The sequence below is a fragment of the Comamonas sp. GW821-FHT11H03 genome (genome assembly GCF_058807955.1).
This window is the reverse complement of record NZ_JBXARF010000002.1, coordinates 292517-308979: the sequence shown is the minus strand read 5'-3', so window position 1 is coordinate 308979 and position 16463 is coordinate 292517. Positions and strand designations below refer to the sequence as shown.

The following is a 16463-nucleotide window of genomic DNA, read 5'->3' as shown; positions in this document are numbered from 1 at the left end:
CCGCAACATCAGGGATCATCAGGACTCCTCAGGAACACGGCTCAAGCGCTTGCAGGCAAAGCGCCGGCGGCCATCAAAACAAAAGCCCTTGAATTGCTTCAAGGGCTTTGCCGGGAGTCGGGGATGAAGATCAGTGGCCGTCCGTGGATTTCTCCACTTCCGTGCCCGCAGCCTCCTGGGCATCGGGCGCACGCGATACCCGGCTGAACCAGCCGGCCCCCAGAATGCCGATCTCGTAGAGCAGGCACATGGGCAAGGCCAGCGCCAGTTGAGAGATCACATCGGGCGGCGTGATGACGGCAGCAATCACAAAGGCCAGCACCACGAAATAGCCGCGGAAGGCCTTGAGCTTTTCAACCTCCACCAGACCAAAGCGCACCAGCAGCATCACTACGATGGGTACCTGAAAGGCCGCCGCAAACGCGATGTAGAGCGAGAGAATAGCTTCCACATACGAGGCAATGTCGGGCGTGGCCGCCACGCTGGCCGGCGTGAAATGCTGGATGAACTTGAACATATTGCCCAGCACAAAGAACTGTACGAAGGCAATGCCGGCATAGGCCAGAAGGCTGCCGAACATGATCAGCGGCAGGGCGAACTTCTTCTCGTGGCTGTACAGGCCCGGTGCCACAAAGGCCCAGATCTGGTACATGATCCAGGGCAGCGCCAGCAGCACGGCCACCATCATCAACACCTTGAGCGGCACGAAGAAGGGCGAGAAAACGCCCACCGCAATCAGCTTGGCGCCAGGCGGCATGTGCTCCTTGATGGGCAGGGCGATGAAGTCGATCAGGCCGTCAGGGCCTGGCCAGAACATCAGCAGCCCGACGCCGATCAAAACGCCATACAGGCTGTAGAGCAGGCGATCACGCAGCTCCATCAGGTGCTGGACAAACGGCTGCTCCGTGCCAGAGAGTTCGTCTTCTTTAGAGGGTTCGGACATGGTGCAAAACCGCGCCGGAGCCCGATCGGCTCCACGCGCTTGAGAAACAACAACGCCCGCGGATCACGGGCAAAGAGCGACATGCAGGCAGCCAAGCCGACCCCCTGGGGTCGGCCATGGCCGACCTTGCGGCCGGCAGGCTGCTGAGCTGCATGTTCAATGGAACTTCTTGGGGCGAAAGCGCGCCACGCGTGCCGCGCCCGACTGGACCTTGCTGCGTACCCCGGCACGGGCCTTGTACCACTGGGGCACGGCACCGCGCTTGACGCGCCAGTTCTTGCGCGGATGGCGATAGCTGGGCACCACGCTGCTGTGCGTATCCAGACCGGTGTAGCCACCTTCTGCGTCATAGGAGCCGAAGGACGAAGCCGAAGTCATGTTCGAGTCGTCGCGCAGGTCCCTGGTCGCATCGCTCCAGTCCTTTTCAAGATCGGAGGCCTGACTGCGCATGCTGGACTCGACGTCCCGCGCGGCGGTCTCGACCGTGTCCTTCATCTTGCGCAGCTCATCGAGCTCCATGGAGCGGTTGACCTCGGCCTTGACGTCGGACACATAGCGCTGTGCCCTGCCAAGCAAGGTGCCCACCATGCGGGCCACGCGCGGCAGCTTCTCGGGACCGATGACCACCAGGGCCACGGCACCGATCAGCGCCATTTTGGACAGGCCAATATCAAACATCTAAATGTCAGTCCTGCCGAGATCAGCTCTTTTGCTTGGCTTCCACGTCGATGGTGGCCTTTTCGGCGGCCTGCTGGTTGGCCACCTGGCCGGTCGCGGCCTTGGCATCGGCGTCAGTCCCGCCCTCCTTCATGCCGTCCTTGAAGCCCTTGACGGCGCCGCCCAGGTCGGAGCCGATGTTCTTGAGCTTCTTGGTGCCAAACACCAGAACCACGATGAGCAGCACGATCGCCCAGTGCCAGATAGAAAACGAGCCCATGAGAATCTCCTAGAAATTGCAAACCATTTTAGACGGGGCTTGTGACAGATACGAATCAATCACCCAAAAAGCCTGCAGCGCACAGCTCTATCGACGGCAGCAGGCCTCGCCTGCGCCGGATCAGCCCTTGAGCCAGGGGCGCGGGCCGCCCATGACGTGCAGGTGCAGATGGTGCACTTCCTGCCCGCCTTCGCTGCCGGTATTGACCACGATGCGGAAACCGCCATCGGGATAAGGGTTGCAGCCCTGCTCCATCGCCAGCTTGGGAGCCAGCGCCATCATGCGGCCCAGCAGGGGCGCATCCTCGGCGCCGACCTGGGCCATGGAGCGGATGTGCTTCTTGGGAATCACCAGGAAGTGCACGGGCGCACCGGGGTGAATGTCATGGAAGGCGAACAGTTCCTCGTCCTCATACACCTTGCGCGAAGGAATCTCCCCCTTGGCGATGCGGCAGAAAATGCAATGGGCGTCGTAATCGTGGTCGTGCATGGTCTCTGGTATCTCTACGGTTCAGTACTGCGGACGCCCTGCCCTGACCATGGCCCGGGAAGCCACAAAGCAAGCAATGGCGTCGCCCCCCTGCGGAGGCTATCCCCTATTCTCGTTGAATCGCAGTGTCTGCTTGACGCCAAGGTGCTCGCGGTTGAGCTGCAGCCATTGCTGGCCGCGCTCGCGCCCCAGCTCGAACAGCTTGCGCACCATGCCCATGTCTGCGCGCACCTTGCTCGAGGCGCCAAAGGGCTTGAGCACCGAGCCGCCATCGATGCGGTGCATCAGCACATGCTTGTAGCGCTCGGGGTCCAGGCGCTTTTGCTCCAGCAGCTTGACCACGAACTCGATGGCCCTCAACTCGGCCAGCAAGCTGGCGTTGAAGGTGATTTCGTTCATGCGGTCCATGATCTCGCGAGCCGTGTCAGGCGAGACATCGGACTCCTTGGGATTGATCTGCACCAGCAGGATGTCCCGGCTCCGGGTCTCGTAGATCAGCGGATACAGGGCCGGATTGCCCGAAAACCCGCCATCCCAGTAGCACTCCCCGTCAATCTCCACCGCCTTGAACAGCTGCGGCAGGCAGGCCGAGGCCATGATGGCGTCTGCCGTCACCTGCTCGCCCTTGAAGATCTTGCCGGCGCCCGTGCGCACATTGGTGGCGCAGATGAAAAGTTTGGGCACCACGCTGGGATGCTCGGGATGCGCCAGCATCTCGAAGTCCACCACCCGGGTGAGCAACTGGCGCAGCGGGTTGATATTGAGCGGATTGGTCTGATAGGGCGACAGAAACTGATTGAGCACGCCCATGAACTGCTTGCTGCCCGGCAACGGCGCGGCCCAGAACATCTTGCCCACGCTGCCCATGGTGCCCACGCCTTCCCACAGCTCGCGCAGAGACTGGCGCGCCAGCTGCCGCCCCAGGTAACGGGCATCGTCCACTTTTTTTTCCTGTGCGGCCGCCTGCGCGAAGCCATGGGCCAGCGCCACGGCATTCATGGCACCGGCGCTGGTGCCGCTGATGCCTTCGAAGATCAGGCCGTCATCGTCCAGCAATGCATCCAGCACGCCCCAGGTCAGCGCACCATGCGATCCCCCGCCCTGCAAGGCCAGGTTGAGGGTATGGGAAGTCTCTGCAGCCATGGCGCGATCCTGTGAAGGTTGAGGAACCAAGCAAGGGGCTTGGGACTTGCGCAGACAAGACGGTACACCGGGCATATCCATGGACAAAACACCATTCCCGATTCGAATCTGCGTAAGTCGTGCAGCTTATCCAGCACCGCGAGCATTGCACAGGCCCGGCACTCGTGTCAGCCTGCGACCTCGAATCTGTTGCAGTGCAGCAAAACCGCTTGCCAAAACAAAAAAGCCCCGGCCGTAAAGCGGGGGCTTGGGTGTCTGGCAAGTTCGGCTCAGGACTGGATCGCTCGGTTCTTGTTCATGGCGATCATGCCGCTGACGATGCGGTAGAGGAACCAGATGGAGATCAGCACCCAGGCGGGGTTGAAGATCAAGAGGCCCAGCAGGAAGAACGGGAAGGTCACGGCATAGAGCACGATGGCCCAGAGCACGCTGCGCAGACGCCAGGAAAAATGGCTCTCCTGCCAGGTGCCGCGCGCATCGTCGCGCTTGACCAGATCGATGACGACTGCAATCAGCAACAGCAGCACACTGACCTGCGCGCCCGGCAGCACCGCAGCCACGGCCACGATCAGGTGCAGCAGATAGCTGACCCAGCCCCAGGCCTTCAGGCCCTCGACCTCGGCAGAGCCGCTGGGGCCTACATCGATGATGTCGCGATCGTCATTCATGCGCTTCCTCCTTGTTTATTGCTTGGCCGCCCCTTCCTGAGCAGCGCGTTCCTGGGCCTTGCGCAGGGCTTTTTCCTCCAGACCGCTGGTGCCCTCGCGGCGCTCCAGCTCGGCCACCACGTCTGCGGGCGTCAATCCATAATGCGACAGCGCAATCATGGAGTGAAACCACAGATCGGCCACTTCATAGAGGATCTTGCCCTTGTCCGCGCCATGATCGACATCCTTGGCGGCCATCACGACTTCGGTTGCCTCTTCGCCGATCTTCTTCAGAAAGGCGTCGGGCCCCTTGTGCAGCAGGCGCGCGACATAGCTTTTTTCGGGATCGCCACCGTTGGCGACCTTGCGGCTTTCGATCACGGCGGCCAGACGGGCCAGTGCGCCCTCGACCGACGCGGTGTTGTGTTCAGACATGACTTTATTTGTAGATGGAAGCAGGATCTTTCAAGACCGGATCGACAGCCAGCCACTGTCCGTCCTTGAAAACGCTGTAGAAGCAGGAGTGGCGACCGGTATGGCAGGCAATACCGGGATCATGCCCCTCTTGCGTGATCTTGAGCAAAACCACGTCGTTGTCGCAGTCGATGCGCATCTCGTGCACGGTCTGCACATGGCCGGACTCCTCGCCCTTGAACCACAGCTTGTTGCGCGAGCGGCTGAAGTAGACGGCACGCCCGAGCTCGGCAGTCTTTTCCAGTGCCTCGCGGTTCATCCAGGCGAACATGACCACGTCGCCGCTGCTTTGCTCCTGTGCGATCACGGGCACCAGCCCCTGCGCATCCCATTTGACCTGATCCAGCCAGCTCATTGCAGACCTTTGTTTTGTATAGCTGCCAGCGCAGGCCAGTAGCCAATTTCAACCACAAAACATATTGAAATCCGCTTGTAGCCTGCGCAAGCAGCTCTCAAATTAACTATTACAAGCGAACGGGAATGCCACGCGCGCGCATGCATTCCTTGGCCTGCTGCACGGTGTACTCGCCATAGTGGAAGATGCTGGCGGCCAGCACCGCATCGGCGCCGCCAATGGTCACGCCATCGGCCAGATCTTCCAGATTGCCGACACCGCCCGATGCGATCACGGGCACGGCCACGGCATCGGCCACGGCACGCGTGAGCTTCAGATCGAAGCCGCTCTTGGTGCCGTCCTTGTCCATGCTGGTCAGCAGGATCTCGCCGGCACCACGCCTGGCCATCTCCTCGGCCCAGCGCACCACGTCCAGCCCCACGTTCTTGCGCCCGCCATGGCTGTACACATCCCAGCCCGGCCCCATGGGCGTGCCGCCGGGGCCGATGCGCTGCTCGTCCTCGGGCGTGCGGCGCTTGGCGTCGATGGCCACCACGATGCATTGCGCGCCGTACTTGTCGCTGCAGGCATTGATGGTGTCCGGGTTGGCAATGGCGGCGGAGTTGAAGCTGGTCTTGTCGGCTCCGGCATTGAGCAGGCGGCGCACATCTTCCACGCTGCGCACGCCACCGCCCACGGTCAGCGGAATGAAGACCTGCGAAGCCACGGCCTCGATGATGGGCAGGATCAGGTCACGGCCATCGCTGGTGGCCGTGATGTCCAGAAAAGTCAGCTCGTCCGCACCCTGGGCGTTGTAGCGCGCGGCAATCTCCACCGGGTCGCCCGCATCGCGCAGCTCCAGAAAATTGACGCCCTTGACCACGCGGCCGCCGGTCACGTCAAGGCAGGGAATGATGCGTTTGGCAAGCATGGACCAGTCTCGGAATATCTACGAACAAGGAGGCCAAAGATACCACGGCCTCGCCGCTGCCCAGGGCATCTGCCGACGGCGCGCCCTTGTCGCTGCCATGGCATTGCCGCCCCGCTTCGGCGGCACGCAGCCCGGCCACAGCCGTCGCATTGCGCATCCAGCCTGAGCGAGTTGAAACGTTTCAACTCGACATCAGCCCCAATCCATAAAGCGGCACAAAATCCCTGTGCTCCCAATTAAATAACAGCAAACACAGAGCCGGCCTCAGGATTTATTGCTTTCAGCCGCAATTTCTTTCCTGCATCAATATTCCGGCTCAGATTAACTGGCGCACACAGGACCATCGCCCGCTCCTGAGCAGGAGTGCCACAAGCGATCCAAAAATAAAGGCACTGATATTCTCGATGAGCGACCTCCACGCCAGCGATAAGCGGCACTGCCGAGAGCGGCACACGACTGCGTGACAAGCAAATCTATTGCGGATCGGGCTTTGGCAAGCCGCCTGACGCCAGGGTTTACAGCAATGCAAGGCAGTCCCGAGCGGGAAGCGATATACCTTAAATATTGTGTATAAAACCCCAATTCGGCATCCAAATATTCATAGCGTAAAAAGATGTTTCTTTTTACGCTGCCTTCTTGTTCGGATTGTTTTTGCTAGTGAAACTATGAAAAAAATAAATCAATAGTTTTTAATACTTTGTCAGTGTTGTCCCCATAAATAATTGACCGAACCCGGAAACCCATCCCGTTCGATCAATGTATTCAGGCACAGGTGATCAGCATGGATATGAGACGCCAATATTTCGGTACCGACGGAATCCGTGGGCGGGCTGGGTATTTCCCCATCACGCCGGACTTTGCTCTGCATCTCGCCCATGTCGTCGGACGCATGCTTCATCGCAACGAAGAGCGCCCGACGGTGCTGATCGGCAAGGACACGCGCATCTCGGGGCACATGCTCGAAAGCGCCCTGGTGTCGGGCTTCAATTCCTCTGGCGTGGATGTGGTGCTGCTTGGGACGCTGCCTACACCGGGGGTGGCCTATCTCACGCGGGCCTTGCGGGCCAGTCTCGGAGTGGTCATCAGCGCCAGCCACAACACCTTCGAGGACAACGGCATCAAATTCTTCAGTGCCAAAGGTACCAAGCTGCCCTACGTCTGGGAGGTGGCAGTCGAGCAAATGCTGCTGGATGAGCCGCATTGGGTCCCGGCGATCGCACTCGGCAAGACCCAGCTCCTGGAGGATGCCGCCGGTCGCTATATCGAGTTTTGCAAGAGCACTTGCGACCATGCATTCACCTTGCGAGGACTGAAGATCGTGGTCGATGCCGGCCATGGTGCGGCCTATCAGATAGCACCCATGGTCTTTCATGAACTCGGAGCCGAAGTGGTTGCCATAGGCTGCGCGCCCGATGGCATGAATATCAACCAGGGGGCTGGAGCCGCCCATCCGGAGCTCCTGGCCACGACTGTTTCTGGTTGCGGTGCGGATTTCGGCATCGCCCTGGATGGCGATGCGGATCGCCTGCTGGTCGTCGATGCCGCCGGCCGGCTCTATAACGGGGACGAGTTGCTGTACCTGATCGTCGCCGACCGCCTGGAGCATGACGAGAGCATTGCGGGCGCCGTCGGCACGCTGATGACGAATATGGCGGTGGAACGGGCATTCGGGGTGCTGGATGTGGACTTCATGCGCACCAAGGTCGGCGACCGCTACGTGCTCGAAGAGCTCAGCCGCAGGGGCTGGACCTTCGGCGGCGAAGGGTCAGGCCATCTGCTGATCCTTGACCGGCACAGCACGGGCGACGGTCTGGTGAATGCGCTGCAGATATTGCAGGCGTGTGTGCGCACCGGCCGCTCGCTGTCGCAATGGCTGCTGCCGGTGCAGCTGTACCCCCAGGCATTGCTCAATGTGCACTGGTCGCCAGACCGGGATTGGCGCAGCAATGCGTTGCTGGCACGAGTGCAGGCACAGGTCGAGGCCGAGCTGGGTTCTACCGGGCGTGTGCTGGTGCGCCACAGCGGCACGGAGCCGCTGCTGCATGTGATGGTGGAAGCGCAAGATGGCGATCAGGCCAGCCGATGCGCCGAGCGACTGGTCACGGCTGCCAGAGACGGTTAGCCCACTGATGCGGCTGCGCCGCTCATGCAGCAGAGAAAGCCAGCCGGCACCGATAGAGGCCAGCATGAGGAGCTGGCTGACATACCCGAAGCAGAGCGTGAAAGATGATTTTGAGCAGGTACGAATGAAGACAGTCTGATACCAATTGACTCAAAGGGAGAACGCCATGAATCAGGACCCCGAGGCTCTTCACGCCAAGCAAGACATCGCGCAGTTGCTCATCGTGTCCGGGACCAGGCCCGAAATCATCAAGCTGGCCCCTGTCTATCACGCGCTGCAACAGACGCACTGGGCCCGCCCCATCTGGCTGCACACCGGCCAGCATGGCGACATGGCTGCGCAAATGCTGGATTGCTTTCATATCCAGCCCAATCATGTGCTGCAAAGGCAAGGAAGCTCGCTGCTGGAATTCGCCACAGGTTGCCGGACTCAGTTGGAGTCCGTGCTGGCGGATACGAGCTGTGAGGCGGTGATCGTGCAGGGCGACACAGAGAGCGCGTTTCAGGGGGCATTGGCAGGCTTCTACCTGAAGGTGCCGGTCGTCCATGTCGAGGCCGGCCTGCGCACCTACAACCTGCACCGCCCTTTTCCGGAAGAAGGTCTGCGGCAGATGATAGGGCGCATCGCCAGCCTGCATCTGGCCCCCACCTTGAGAGCCCAGCAGGCACTGGAGCGCGAAAACGTGGCGAAGGAAAAGATCGAGCTCACCGGCAATACCGTCGTCGATGCCCAGCTCTGGGCCAGCCAGCATCACCACATCCATCGCCGCATGCAGGGCCGGGGCCATATTCTGGTGACCATGCACCGGCGAGAGAACTGGGGCCCCGATGTGGATCATGTGTGCGAAGCCATTGCCGATATCGCGCGCGAGTTTCCCCAGATGCCGGTGCTGTTCCCGGTCCACCTCAATCCGGTGGTCAAGGAGCCCGTATACCGGCTGCTGGGCGGACTTGCGAATGTCAAGCTGACCGAGCCGCTGGATTACCTGGCCATGCAGCAGGCCCTGGCCGATGCCTGGCTGGTGCTGACCGATTCCGGCGGACTGCAGGAGGAGGCGCCGACCTTCAAGGTTCCGGTGCTGGTCTTGCGCGACGAGACCGAGCGCCCCGAGGTGCTGGAGGCCGGCTGCGCCGCTTTGGTTGGAGCCGACAGAAGCAGGATCGTTCAGTCCGTGCGCCACCTGATGCATGACGATGCTGCCTACCGGAGCATGCAGGCCAGCAGCAACCCGTTTGGTGACGGGACTGCAGCACAGCGCACCGTGAAAAGACTGCACCAGATGCTGAGGCCTGATCAAGCTGGCCTGGCACAGAAAGCCGCAGAAAGGACGCCTCATGTCCTGGCTTGACCTGTTCACCGGATACCTCTATGTCCTCAAGAGCATCGCCATCGTCATTGCGGTGGTGATCTTCATCAGCGGACTGGACGATCTGTTCATCGACCTCATGTACTGGGGGCGGCGCGCCTGGCGTGCACTGACCGTGTATTCGCGCCATGAGCAGATGAATTACAAGGCCTTGCTCGGCGTGGACGAGAAGCCGCTGGCCATCATGGTGCCCGCCTGGCAGGAGCATGGCGTGATCGGCAAGATGGCGCAGCTGGCGGCCACCACACTGGACTATGAAAACTACCACATCTTCATCGGCACCTACCCCAACGACCCCCAGACACACGCCGATGTGGAACAGGTAAGAGCCCATTTCCCGAATGTGCACAGCGTGGTCTGCGCACGCCCCGGGCCGACCAGCAAGGCCGACTGCCTCAACAATGTGCTCGATGCCATCTTCCAGTTCGAGCAGCGCTCGGGCATAGTGTTTGCAGGCTTCATCCTGCATGACTCGGAAGACGTGCTGTCCAGGCTGGAGCTGAGACTGTTCAACTTCCTCGTGGGTCGCAAGGATCTGATCCAGCTGCCGGTCTACCCCCTGGAGCGGCCGCTGCGCGAATTTACCGGCGGGCATTATCTGGACGAGTTTGCCGAGTTGCATGCCAAGGACATCGTGGTGCGCGAGGCCCTGGTGGGTCAGGTGCCCAGCGCCGGGGTCGGCACCTGCTTCAGCCGCCGCGCCATCACGGCGCTGCTGGAGTTGGGCGATGGCACGGCCTTCGATACCCAGAGCCTGACCGAGGACTACGACATCGGTTTCCGGCTCAAGCAGCTGGGTATGCGCGAGATCTTCGTGCGCTTTCCCGTGCATGATGCGGACCAGCCGGCCGATCCCGACCAGCCACGCCGACGCGGACGCAGCGCGCGTGAAGCCAGCGTCATCTGCGTGCGGGAGTTCTTTCCCGATACGCTGAATGCGGCGGTGCGACAGAAGTCCCGCTGGATCACGGGCATCGTGATCCAGGGTTTCAAGACCCTGCGCTGGACCAAGAGCGGCGTGCTGAACTATTTTCTCTGGCGTGACCGCAAGGGTGCTCTCACCAACTTCGCCAGCTTCCTGGCCATGCTGCTGGCGATGCAGCTGATTGCCATCTGGCTCTACCAGCGCCTGGTGCCGGACAGCTACCGGTTTCTCTCCATCTTCCAGGGTGACTGGTGGCTGTATGCGCTGCTGGCCGCGAACTTCGTGCTGATGCTCAACCGCATTGCCCAGCGCATGTTCTTCGTCACCAGCTACTACGGCATCGTCCAGGGATTGATGTCGCTTCCGCGCCTGCTCTGGGGCAATTTAGTGAACTTTCTGGCCAATTGGCGAGCCATCGCCCAGGCGCTGCAGGCCAAGGATATCCGGCGCATGGCCTGGGCCAAGACTGACCATGACTTTCCCATGCTGGGAGAGGGACCCCGACTGCGCCAGCCCCTGGGGCAGATACTGATCGCACAAGGTGCCTTGACCGAGAGCCAGTTGCAGGAGGCCCTGTTGCGCCCCACTCCCGGCTTGCGCCTTGGCAGTGCGCTGGTGCACAAGGACCTGATCAGCAGCGCACAGCTGGCCGCCGCAGTGGCCCAACAGGCCGGCGTTTCATGGGAGTTTCTGGGAGAGCGCCTGATCCCCGACGAGATCGCGGCGCTGCTGCCGGCACATCTGGCACTGCATTACAGCGTGGTGCCGCTGCGCGAGGAGGGACAGACACTGATCCTGGCCAGCGAATCGGTCATAGACCCGGTCTCGCATGCAGCCCTGGAGCGCAAGCTGGACAGGCCTGTGCGCTACCTCATTGCCCCCAAGGGAGAGGTCACGGTCGAGCTGCGGCGTCTGTATGCAAGGCAGCACGGGGAGCCGGCTCGCGAACTGCTGGCCTGGGCCGTGGAGCGCAAACGCGTCTCCGCCGAACAGGCGAAAGATCTGTGGAAATTCTATGTGTCGCGGCAGCTGATGCTGGGCGAAGTGCTTCAAGCCCTGGGCCGCATCGACACGGCCGTGCTGAATGCCTTGCTGCTCAGACATGAGCAAAGCGATGAGAGCCTGGGCCAGTTCCTGGTGAACCAGGGGGCGTTGACGCAGGCCACGCTGGATGAAGCACTGCGACTGCAGCAACAGCTGCAGGTCACCATGGCGCAACTTTTGCGCCGCCTTGATGCCGCCCCGATCGTGTCTGTTGCTGCTTAGGTGCCAATATATGAAGCTTTCTCGTCCTATTCTGGTTCTTTCCTTGGCATGCGTCGCCCCATACGATGGTCTGGCGCAGACGGTGGATCTAGGTCCGGATATCACTCCCAGACAGCGCTTTCAGGTCTACCCCCGGATCGACAAGGCGTATGAGGCCATGGCGCGCGGCGATGGCCAACGCGCCATCTCCGAGCTGCAGCAGGCTCAGCGTCTGGCACCGGACAATACCGAGCTCGCCTTGCAGTTGGCAGCAGCCCATCGCCGCTTTGGCCAACCCGCACAGGCCGAAGCTGTACTGAAAGCTCAGCTTCAGCGCCACCCTGGCGATGCGCGTCTGGCCCAGGCTCTGCGCGATATGCACCAGGGCGCTGCTCCGGCCATACAGCCCGAGCCTCAGTCCGTACCGGCCCCCGTCACCCAGAAAGCGTCCAAGACACCCGACATTGCGGAGCCTGCAACAGCCACGACAGCGCAGCCTGCGAAGGCTGCCGCACCGGCAACTGACAACACGCCGCGCCCGCGCAAGAGCCCGGCAGCACAGGCCATGCCTGCTGGTTACGCCAAGGCCAGCCAGGCCTATGCCGCCACCGAGCGACGCGACTTTGCCGCTGCATTGCCTCTGGCCAGGCAGGCCGTAGCGGCGGCCCCCGGGCGTCTGGACTACCAGCGCCTGCTGGTCTATCTGCTGGTGGAGAACGGACGCTTCGACGAGGCCGAGGCCCGGGCAACAAGGCTGGACAAGGTCAAGCAACTGCAATCGGACTCCGATTGGCAGATGCTGCGTACATCCATACGTCAGCGCCGCGCCCTGCGGCCCTTCGAGCAGGCCTTGCAGGCCCGCGAGCAAGGCGACATGGCCAAGGCCCTGCGCCATGCCGAGTCCAGCGTGCGTCTGGCACCGCAGGCGCTGGCGCCGCGCCTGCAATGGCTGGGCCTGCTGCTTCAGGATGGGCAAGCGGCCCAGGCACAGCGCGTGGCAGAGCAAGGGCTGGCGCTGCAGCATGATCCTGCACTACAGGTACTGCAGGGCGTGGCCCTGCATGTCCAAGGTCGCGGCATGGCCTCCGAACAGGCCTTCGACGCAGCGCTTGCCGCCCCCCATCTGTCGCGCTCGGAGCGGCAGAACTACGGTGTGATAGCCCTGGATGCGGCGCTGGCCGCCGGCCAGACAGAACGAGCCCAGCGGCTGGTGCAGGCGCTGGAGGCGGACAGCAATGCCGACGTCAACAGCCGCCGGGAACAGCTCAGGGCGCTGCGCACCTCAACCATGTCACGCAGCTACGAGCTGCCACTGCTCCTGGTCAACTGCTTCAGCGCCGGCGATGTGCCCGGCTGCGAAATCTGGCCCGGGCAGGAGGCCCCAGACCCGGCATACAAGGTCGCACATGAAGCCTATCAAGCCTACAGCGATGGGCAATATGCTTTGGCGGCAGAAAAGGCCGGGGCTGCCGTGCAGCTCAACCCCGGACATCTACCCTACCGTCAGCTTCGCCTGCAGGCATTGCTGGCTGCTGGCCAAAAGGCGCAGGCACTTGAGGAGGCCGATCAAACACTGCAGCTTCAGCCCGATGCAGCCGAAGTGCTGGCCTTGCGCAGCCGTCTGCACCAAGAGCAGGGCATGACCGAGGCTGCCAACGCCGACGCACGGACGGCGTTGCAGATGGGCGGCCTGTCTCTGTCCAGCGAAGTGGATCTGCTGCTGCAACTGGGACGGCGCGAGGAGGCTGCAACACGCTTTGCCCAGGCCGTCTCGGAGCCTGGGCTGCAGCAAAGCGCCGACCCCAATCTGGCCTATCTGGCCGTCCGCGTGGGCGATGATCGCAGTGCCTTGTCCATCTTCAACCGCGCACGGGACCAGAGCCGCCTGCCGGACACGGCGCTGCGCGATGGAGCCTACGCGGCCAGCAGGCTGGCCGAGAACGAGCAGTCCATCGACTACTTCAAGCAGGCCATTGCCGCAGCACATGACGGCAGGCTCGCCATGACGCCGCAGCAGCAATATGAGACGCGGCGTGAAGTTGCCGACCGGGACCGCTCCTGGGGCATCAACACCTTGCTCGGCTATCGGGGAATTTCCCTGGGGGCGGCGGGTGCCCAGCCCAGCCTCTATGGCGACGTGGCCCAGCTGGTCAGCGAGGTGTACTGGCGCCCGCAGAAGTTCGGCGACGGCCGCTTCTGGGAGCTGTACGGCGGCGCTGCGCAAACGGTCTACAGCCGCCACGATGTGCCCACGGGAGGCCAGACCACCCAGGGTGCTATCGGTATTCGAGCCAAGCCGCTGAGCGATTACAACCTCATACTCGCGGCCGAACGGCGCGTGCGCATCGGCTCGCTGTCCAGCAACGACTGGTTGCTGCGCATGGGATATTCGGGCGGCATGGGCACTGACCTGCGCGTGGATGTGCCCAGCTGGAACACGTTCAATATGTACGCCGAAGCAGGTCGCTTCATTCAGCGCAAGCAGAACTACGCGACGTTCGAGGCCCAAGCAGGGCGCAGTTTCCGAATGGGGGGGAGCGACTCAAGACTGGTGCTGTTTCCGCATGCAGTCCTGGGCGCTGATTACAACTCTGAACGCACAGCCTCGGGCAAGCAAAGCTCGGTTGGCGCTGGCGTTGGTGTGAGCATGCGTTTCTGGTTCCGCGAGGACCGTGACCATGCACCTCGCTCCTACCTCGACCTCTCCCTGCAGTATCGAGCCCGGCTTGCCGGGGACGACAGAGGGAAAGGCGTGTTTCTACGTGCCGCCCTGGTGTTTTGAGAAGGCACGCCTTTAAGGCCCGAACCCATCGCCATTTTTAAAGTTTATGGAGATGGTGCTGTTTGACACTTTTTCTTTCTGCCCTCCAGAAAGGAGACTCTCATGCACTCCCATGATCAAAGGCAGGCCACGCGCGCGCTGCTCGCGCTGGCGCTGCTGAGCTGGGCCACCTGGTCCCAGGCCTCCAACGTCATGCCGCCCCCCTTGCCACCTGGAAGCGCCCAGATCCGCATGGATGTCGGTGCGTCCCCCGTAGAGCGCAAGCGCAACGAACGTGCGCATCACCACAAAGGACATTTCAAGAAGGATTTCACACGGGATGACACGCTGGACGAGCCGCCTATCAAACCTGGCAACCCTTCCCCCGGCAATCCGCCGAAAGGCAAGCCCAATCCGGGCAGTCCATTCCGTGACCAGTAGCAATAAGCCTCACCGTGTAATGATCTCAGGAGAGTCTCATGAAAACCCTAGGACGCCTTCTTGGGGCATGGCTGCTGGCCATGCTCTTTGCGAGCCCTGGCGCCTTTGCGCAAACAGGTCCCCGCACACTGATCCTGTATGACGCGCCGCCCAATACGGCCTACACCAAGCTCGGCATGGGCTATGCCATCATGCTGCGCAACCTGCTGGGACATTTCGACAGCAAGGTCGATATGGTCCCGGTGCAGAACTACACGGCAGGCCAGCTAAGCGGCTACGACGCCACGTTCTATCTGGGCGCGTATTACGACAACCCGGTTCCCGCCGCCTTCATGACCGATGCCGCCAACTCGAGCAAGACCATCGTCTGGTTCAAGTACAACATCTGGCAGTTTGCCTGGGATCCGGCCTACGGCTTCCAGTCCCGCTATGGCTTCAACCTGACGGCGCTGCGAGGACTCAATGCGGCGCCAACTGCGAGCAACACCACGCCGGGGTTCTTTGACACCATCACCTACAAAAACCTGCCCTTTATCAAATACTACGCATACGACAGCAGCACCGGAGCCGTGAATGCGGATCCCGATGTCGGGCTGACGGCCATCACCGACACCACCAAGGCCCAGAATCTGGTCTCCATGTCCAATCCCAAGACCGGCGAGCAGGCGCCCTATGTGGTGAGGTCGGGCAACTTCTGGTATGTGGCGGATATGCCGTTCAGCTATATCGGACCGCGCGATCGCTATCTCGTGCTGGCAGACATGCTGCATGACATGCTGGGGGTGAACCATGCCGAGAGCCACAAGGCCATGGTCCGTCTTGAAGATGTGAGTGCCAATGTCAGCGTAACAGCGATGAAATCGCTGACGGACTACCTCTACCTGCAACGGATACCGTTTTCGATTGCGACCATTCCGTACTACAAAGATCCTCTTGGCGTGTACAACTCAGGAGTACCAATGCAGGTGCCCCTGTCACTGGCGACCAATCTGAAGAGAGCTCTCAACTATGCGCTGGTGCGCGGCGGCGAAATCGTGATGCATGGCTACACGCACCAGTACAGCAATGTGCGCAACCGCTATACGGCAGTGAGTGGCGATGACTACGAGTTCTGGGACATTGTCAACAACAAGCCCCTTCCGGAAGACTCGACCAACTGGGCATTGGGACGCTATCAGGCCGGCCTGCTGGAGCTGTCTCTCAATGGATATCGCGCTACCGCCTGGGAAACCCCCCACTACCAGGCCTCGGCGCTGGCATCCAAGGCCAGTACGCAGGTCTTCCCCAAGACGTATCAACGCGTGGTGTACTACACCGCAGACAAGCCCAATTTCACTGCGTCGGTGGAGAAGGATTTTGCCGTGGGCCAGATCTTCCCCTACCCCATCAAGACCGACTACTACGGGCAGAAAGTGTTGCCGGAAAGTCTGGGAAACATCGAATATGACATCCACCTGATCGATCCGACCTCCTCCTTCAACTACACATGGCAGGACATTCTCACCAATGCCCAGTATGTGAAGACGGTACGTGACGGTTATGCCTCGTTCTTCTTCCACCCGTTCTGGCTGGAGCCGCAGGTTGGAACCCCTGGCCTGGCGGACTTCAAGAGCCTTGTCAGCGGCATCTCCAATCTGGGCTTCACCTGGACGGTTCCGAGCCAGCTGCCATGAAAGAAAAGCGCTTTCTCCGAAAGGAGAAAGCG

General features: G+C 61.5%; 15 protein-coding genes. 6 read left to right on the top strand and 9 right to left on the bottom strand.

The genetic code is table 11. The features are described 5' to 3' along the window. Positions 1-130 precede the first annotated feature (130 nt). From tatC to hisF, 9 genes are all read right to left on the bottom strand, one after another. Positions 131-943 carry a twin-arginine translocase subunit TatC gene (tatC, locus tag AC1RTQ_RS05890; protein ID WP_492874688.1) on the bottom strand — a complete coding sequence of 271 codons (813 nt, stop codon included), beginning with the start codon at positions 941-943 and terminating at the stop codon, positions 131-133. Positions 944-1099: 156 nt separating this feature from the next. Beyond that, positions 1100-1621 (bottom strand): Sec-independent protein translocase protein TatB, encoded by a 522-nt coding sequence (gene tatB / locus AC1RTQ_RS05885; RefSeq protein ID WP_492874687.1) that lies wholly within the window; start codon positions 1619-1621, stop codon positions 1100-1102. A 22-nt stretch (positions 1622-1643) separates the two neighbouring features. Continuing rightward, entirely contained in the window at positions 1644-1880 is a 237-nt protein-coding gene (gene tatA / locus AC1RTQ_RS05880) for a Sec-independent protein translocase subunit TatA (protein ID WP_492874686.1), read from the bottom strand. 120 nt (positions 1881-2000) lie between these two features. After that, the gene (locus tag AC1RTQ_RS05875) at positions 2001-2369 is read right to left on the bottom strand and encodes a histidine triad nucleotide-binding protein (RefSeq protein ID WP_149354967.1); all 369 of its coding nucleotides are present in this window, start codon (positions 2367-2369) and stop codon (positions 2001-2003) included. Positions 2370-2468: 99 nt separating this feature from the next. Beyond that, positions 2469-3512, bottom strand: coding sequence for a patatin-like phospholipase family protein (locus tag AC1RTQ_RS05870; protein WP_492874685.1), 1044 nt, complete (start codon positions 3510-3512; stop codon positions 2469-2471). A gap of 269 nt (positions 3513-3781) precedes the next feature. Beyond that, positions 3782-4180, bottom strand: a complete 399-nt coding sequence (locus AC1RTQ_RS05865) for a DUF4870 family protein (protein ID WP_492874684.1) — start codon at positions 4178-4180, stop codon at positions 3782-3784. A 15-nt stretch (positions 4181-4195) separates the two neighbouring features. Beyond that, positions 4196-4594 carry a phosphoribosyl-ATP diphosphatase gene (locus tag AC1RTQ_RS05860; RefSeq protein WP_492874683.1) on the bottom strand — a complete coding sequence of 133 codons (399 nt, stop codon included), beginning with the start codon at positions 4592-4594 and terminating at the stop codon, positions 4196-4198. A 4-nt stretch (positions 4595-4598) separates the two neighbouring features. Continuing rightward, a complete protein-coding gene (gene hisI / locus AC1RTQ_RS05855; RefSeq protein WP_255538961.1) occupies positions 4599-5027 on the bottom strand; it encodes a phosphoribosyl-AMP cyclohydrolase in 429 nt (142 codons plus the stop codon). 70 nt (positions 5028-5097) lie between these two features. Next, positions 5098-5898: an imidazole glycerol phosphate synthase subunit HisF gene (hisF, locus tag AC1RTQ_RS05850; RefSeq protein WP_003058607.1), complete on the bottom strand. Its 801-nt coding sequence runs from the start codon at positions 5896-5898 to the stop codon at positions 5098-5100. A gap of 787 nt (positions 5899-6685) precedes the next feature. Here hisF and glmM point away from each other — a divergent pair. The 6 genes from glmM to AC1RTQ_RS05820 all read left to right on the top strand — a co-directional run bounded on the left by glmM (position 6686) and on the right by AC1RTQ_RS05820 (position 16431). Continuing rightward, a complete protein-coding gene (gene glmM / locus AC1RTQ_RS05845) occupies positions 6686-8020 on the top strand; it encodes a phosphoglucosamine mutase (protein WP_492874973.1) in 1335 nt (444 codons plus the stop codon). 166 nt (positions 8021-8186) lie between these two features. After that, positions 8187-9368 (top strand): non-hydrolyzing UDP-N-acetylglucosamine 2-epimerase, encoded by a 1182-nt coding sequence (wecB, locus tag AC1RTQ_RS05840; RefSeq protein WP_492874682.1) that lies wholly within the window; start codon positions 8187-8189, stop codon positions 9366-9368. Further along, positions 9355-11577 (top strand): cyclic di-3',5'-guanylate-activated glycosyltransferase NfrB, encoded by a 2223-nt coding sequence (gene nfrB / locus AC1RTQ_RS05835; protein WP_492874681.1) that lies wholly within the window; start codon positions 9355-9357, stop codon positions 11575-11577. The genes wecB and nfrB overlap by 14 nt, the downstream gene beginning before the upstream one ends. Positions 11578-11587: 10 nt before the next feature. Further along, a complete protein-coding gene (locus AC1RTQ_RS05830; RefSeq protein ID WP_492874680.1) occupies positions 11588-14338 on the top strand; it encodes an NfrA family protein in 2751 nt (916 codons plus the stop codon). A gap of 102 nt (positions 14339-14440) precedes the next feature. Then, the gene (locus AC1RTQ_RS05825; RefSeq protein WP_492874679.1) at positions 14441-14758 is read left to right on the top strand and encodes a hypothetical protein; all 318 of its coding nucleotides are present in this window, start codon (positions 14441-14443) and stop codon (positions 14756-14758) included. A gap of 38 nt (positions 14759-14796) precedes the next feature. After that, positions 14797-16431, top strand: a complete 1635-nt coding sequence (locus tag AC1RTQ_RS05820) for a DUF2334 domain-containing protein (protein ID WP_492874678.1) — start codon at positions 14797-14799, stop codon at positions 16429-16431. The last annotated feature ends 32 nt before the right edge of the window (positions 16432-16463 follow it).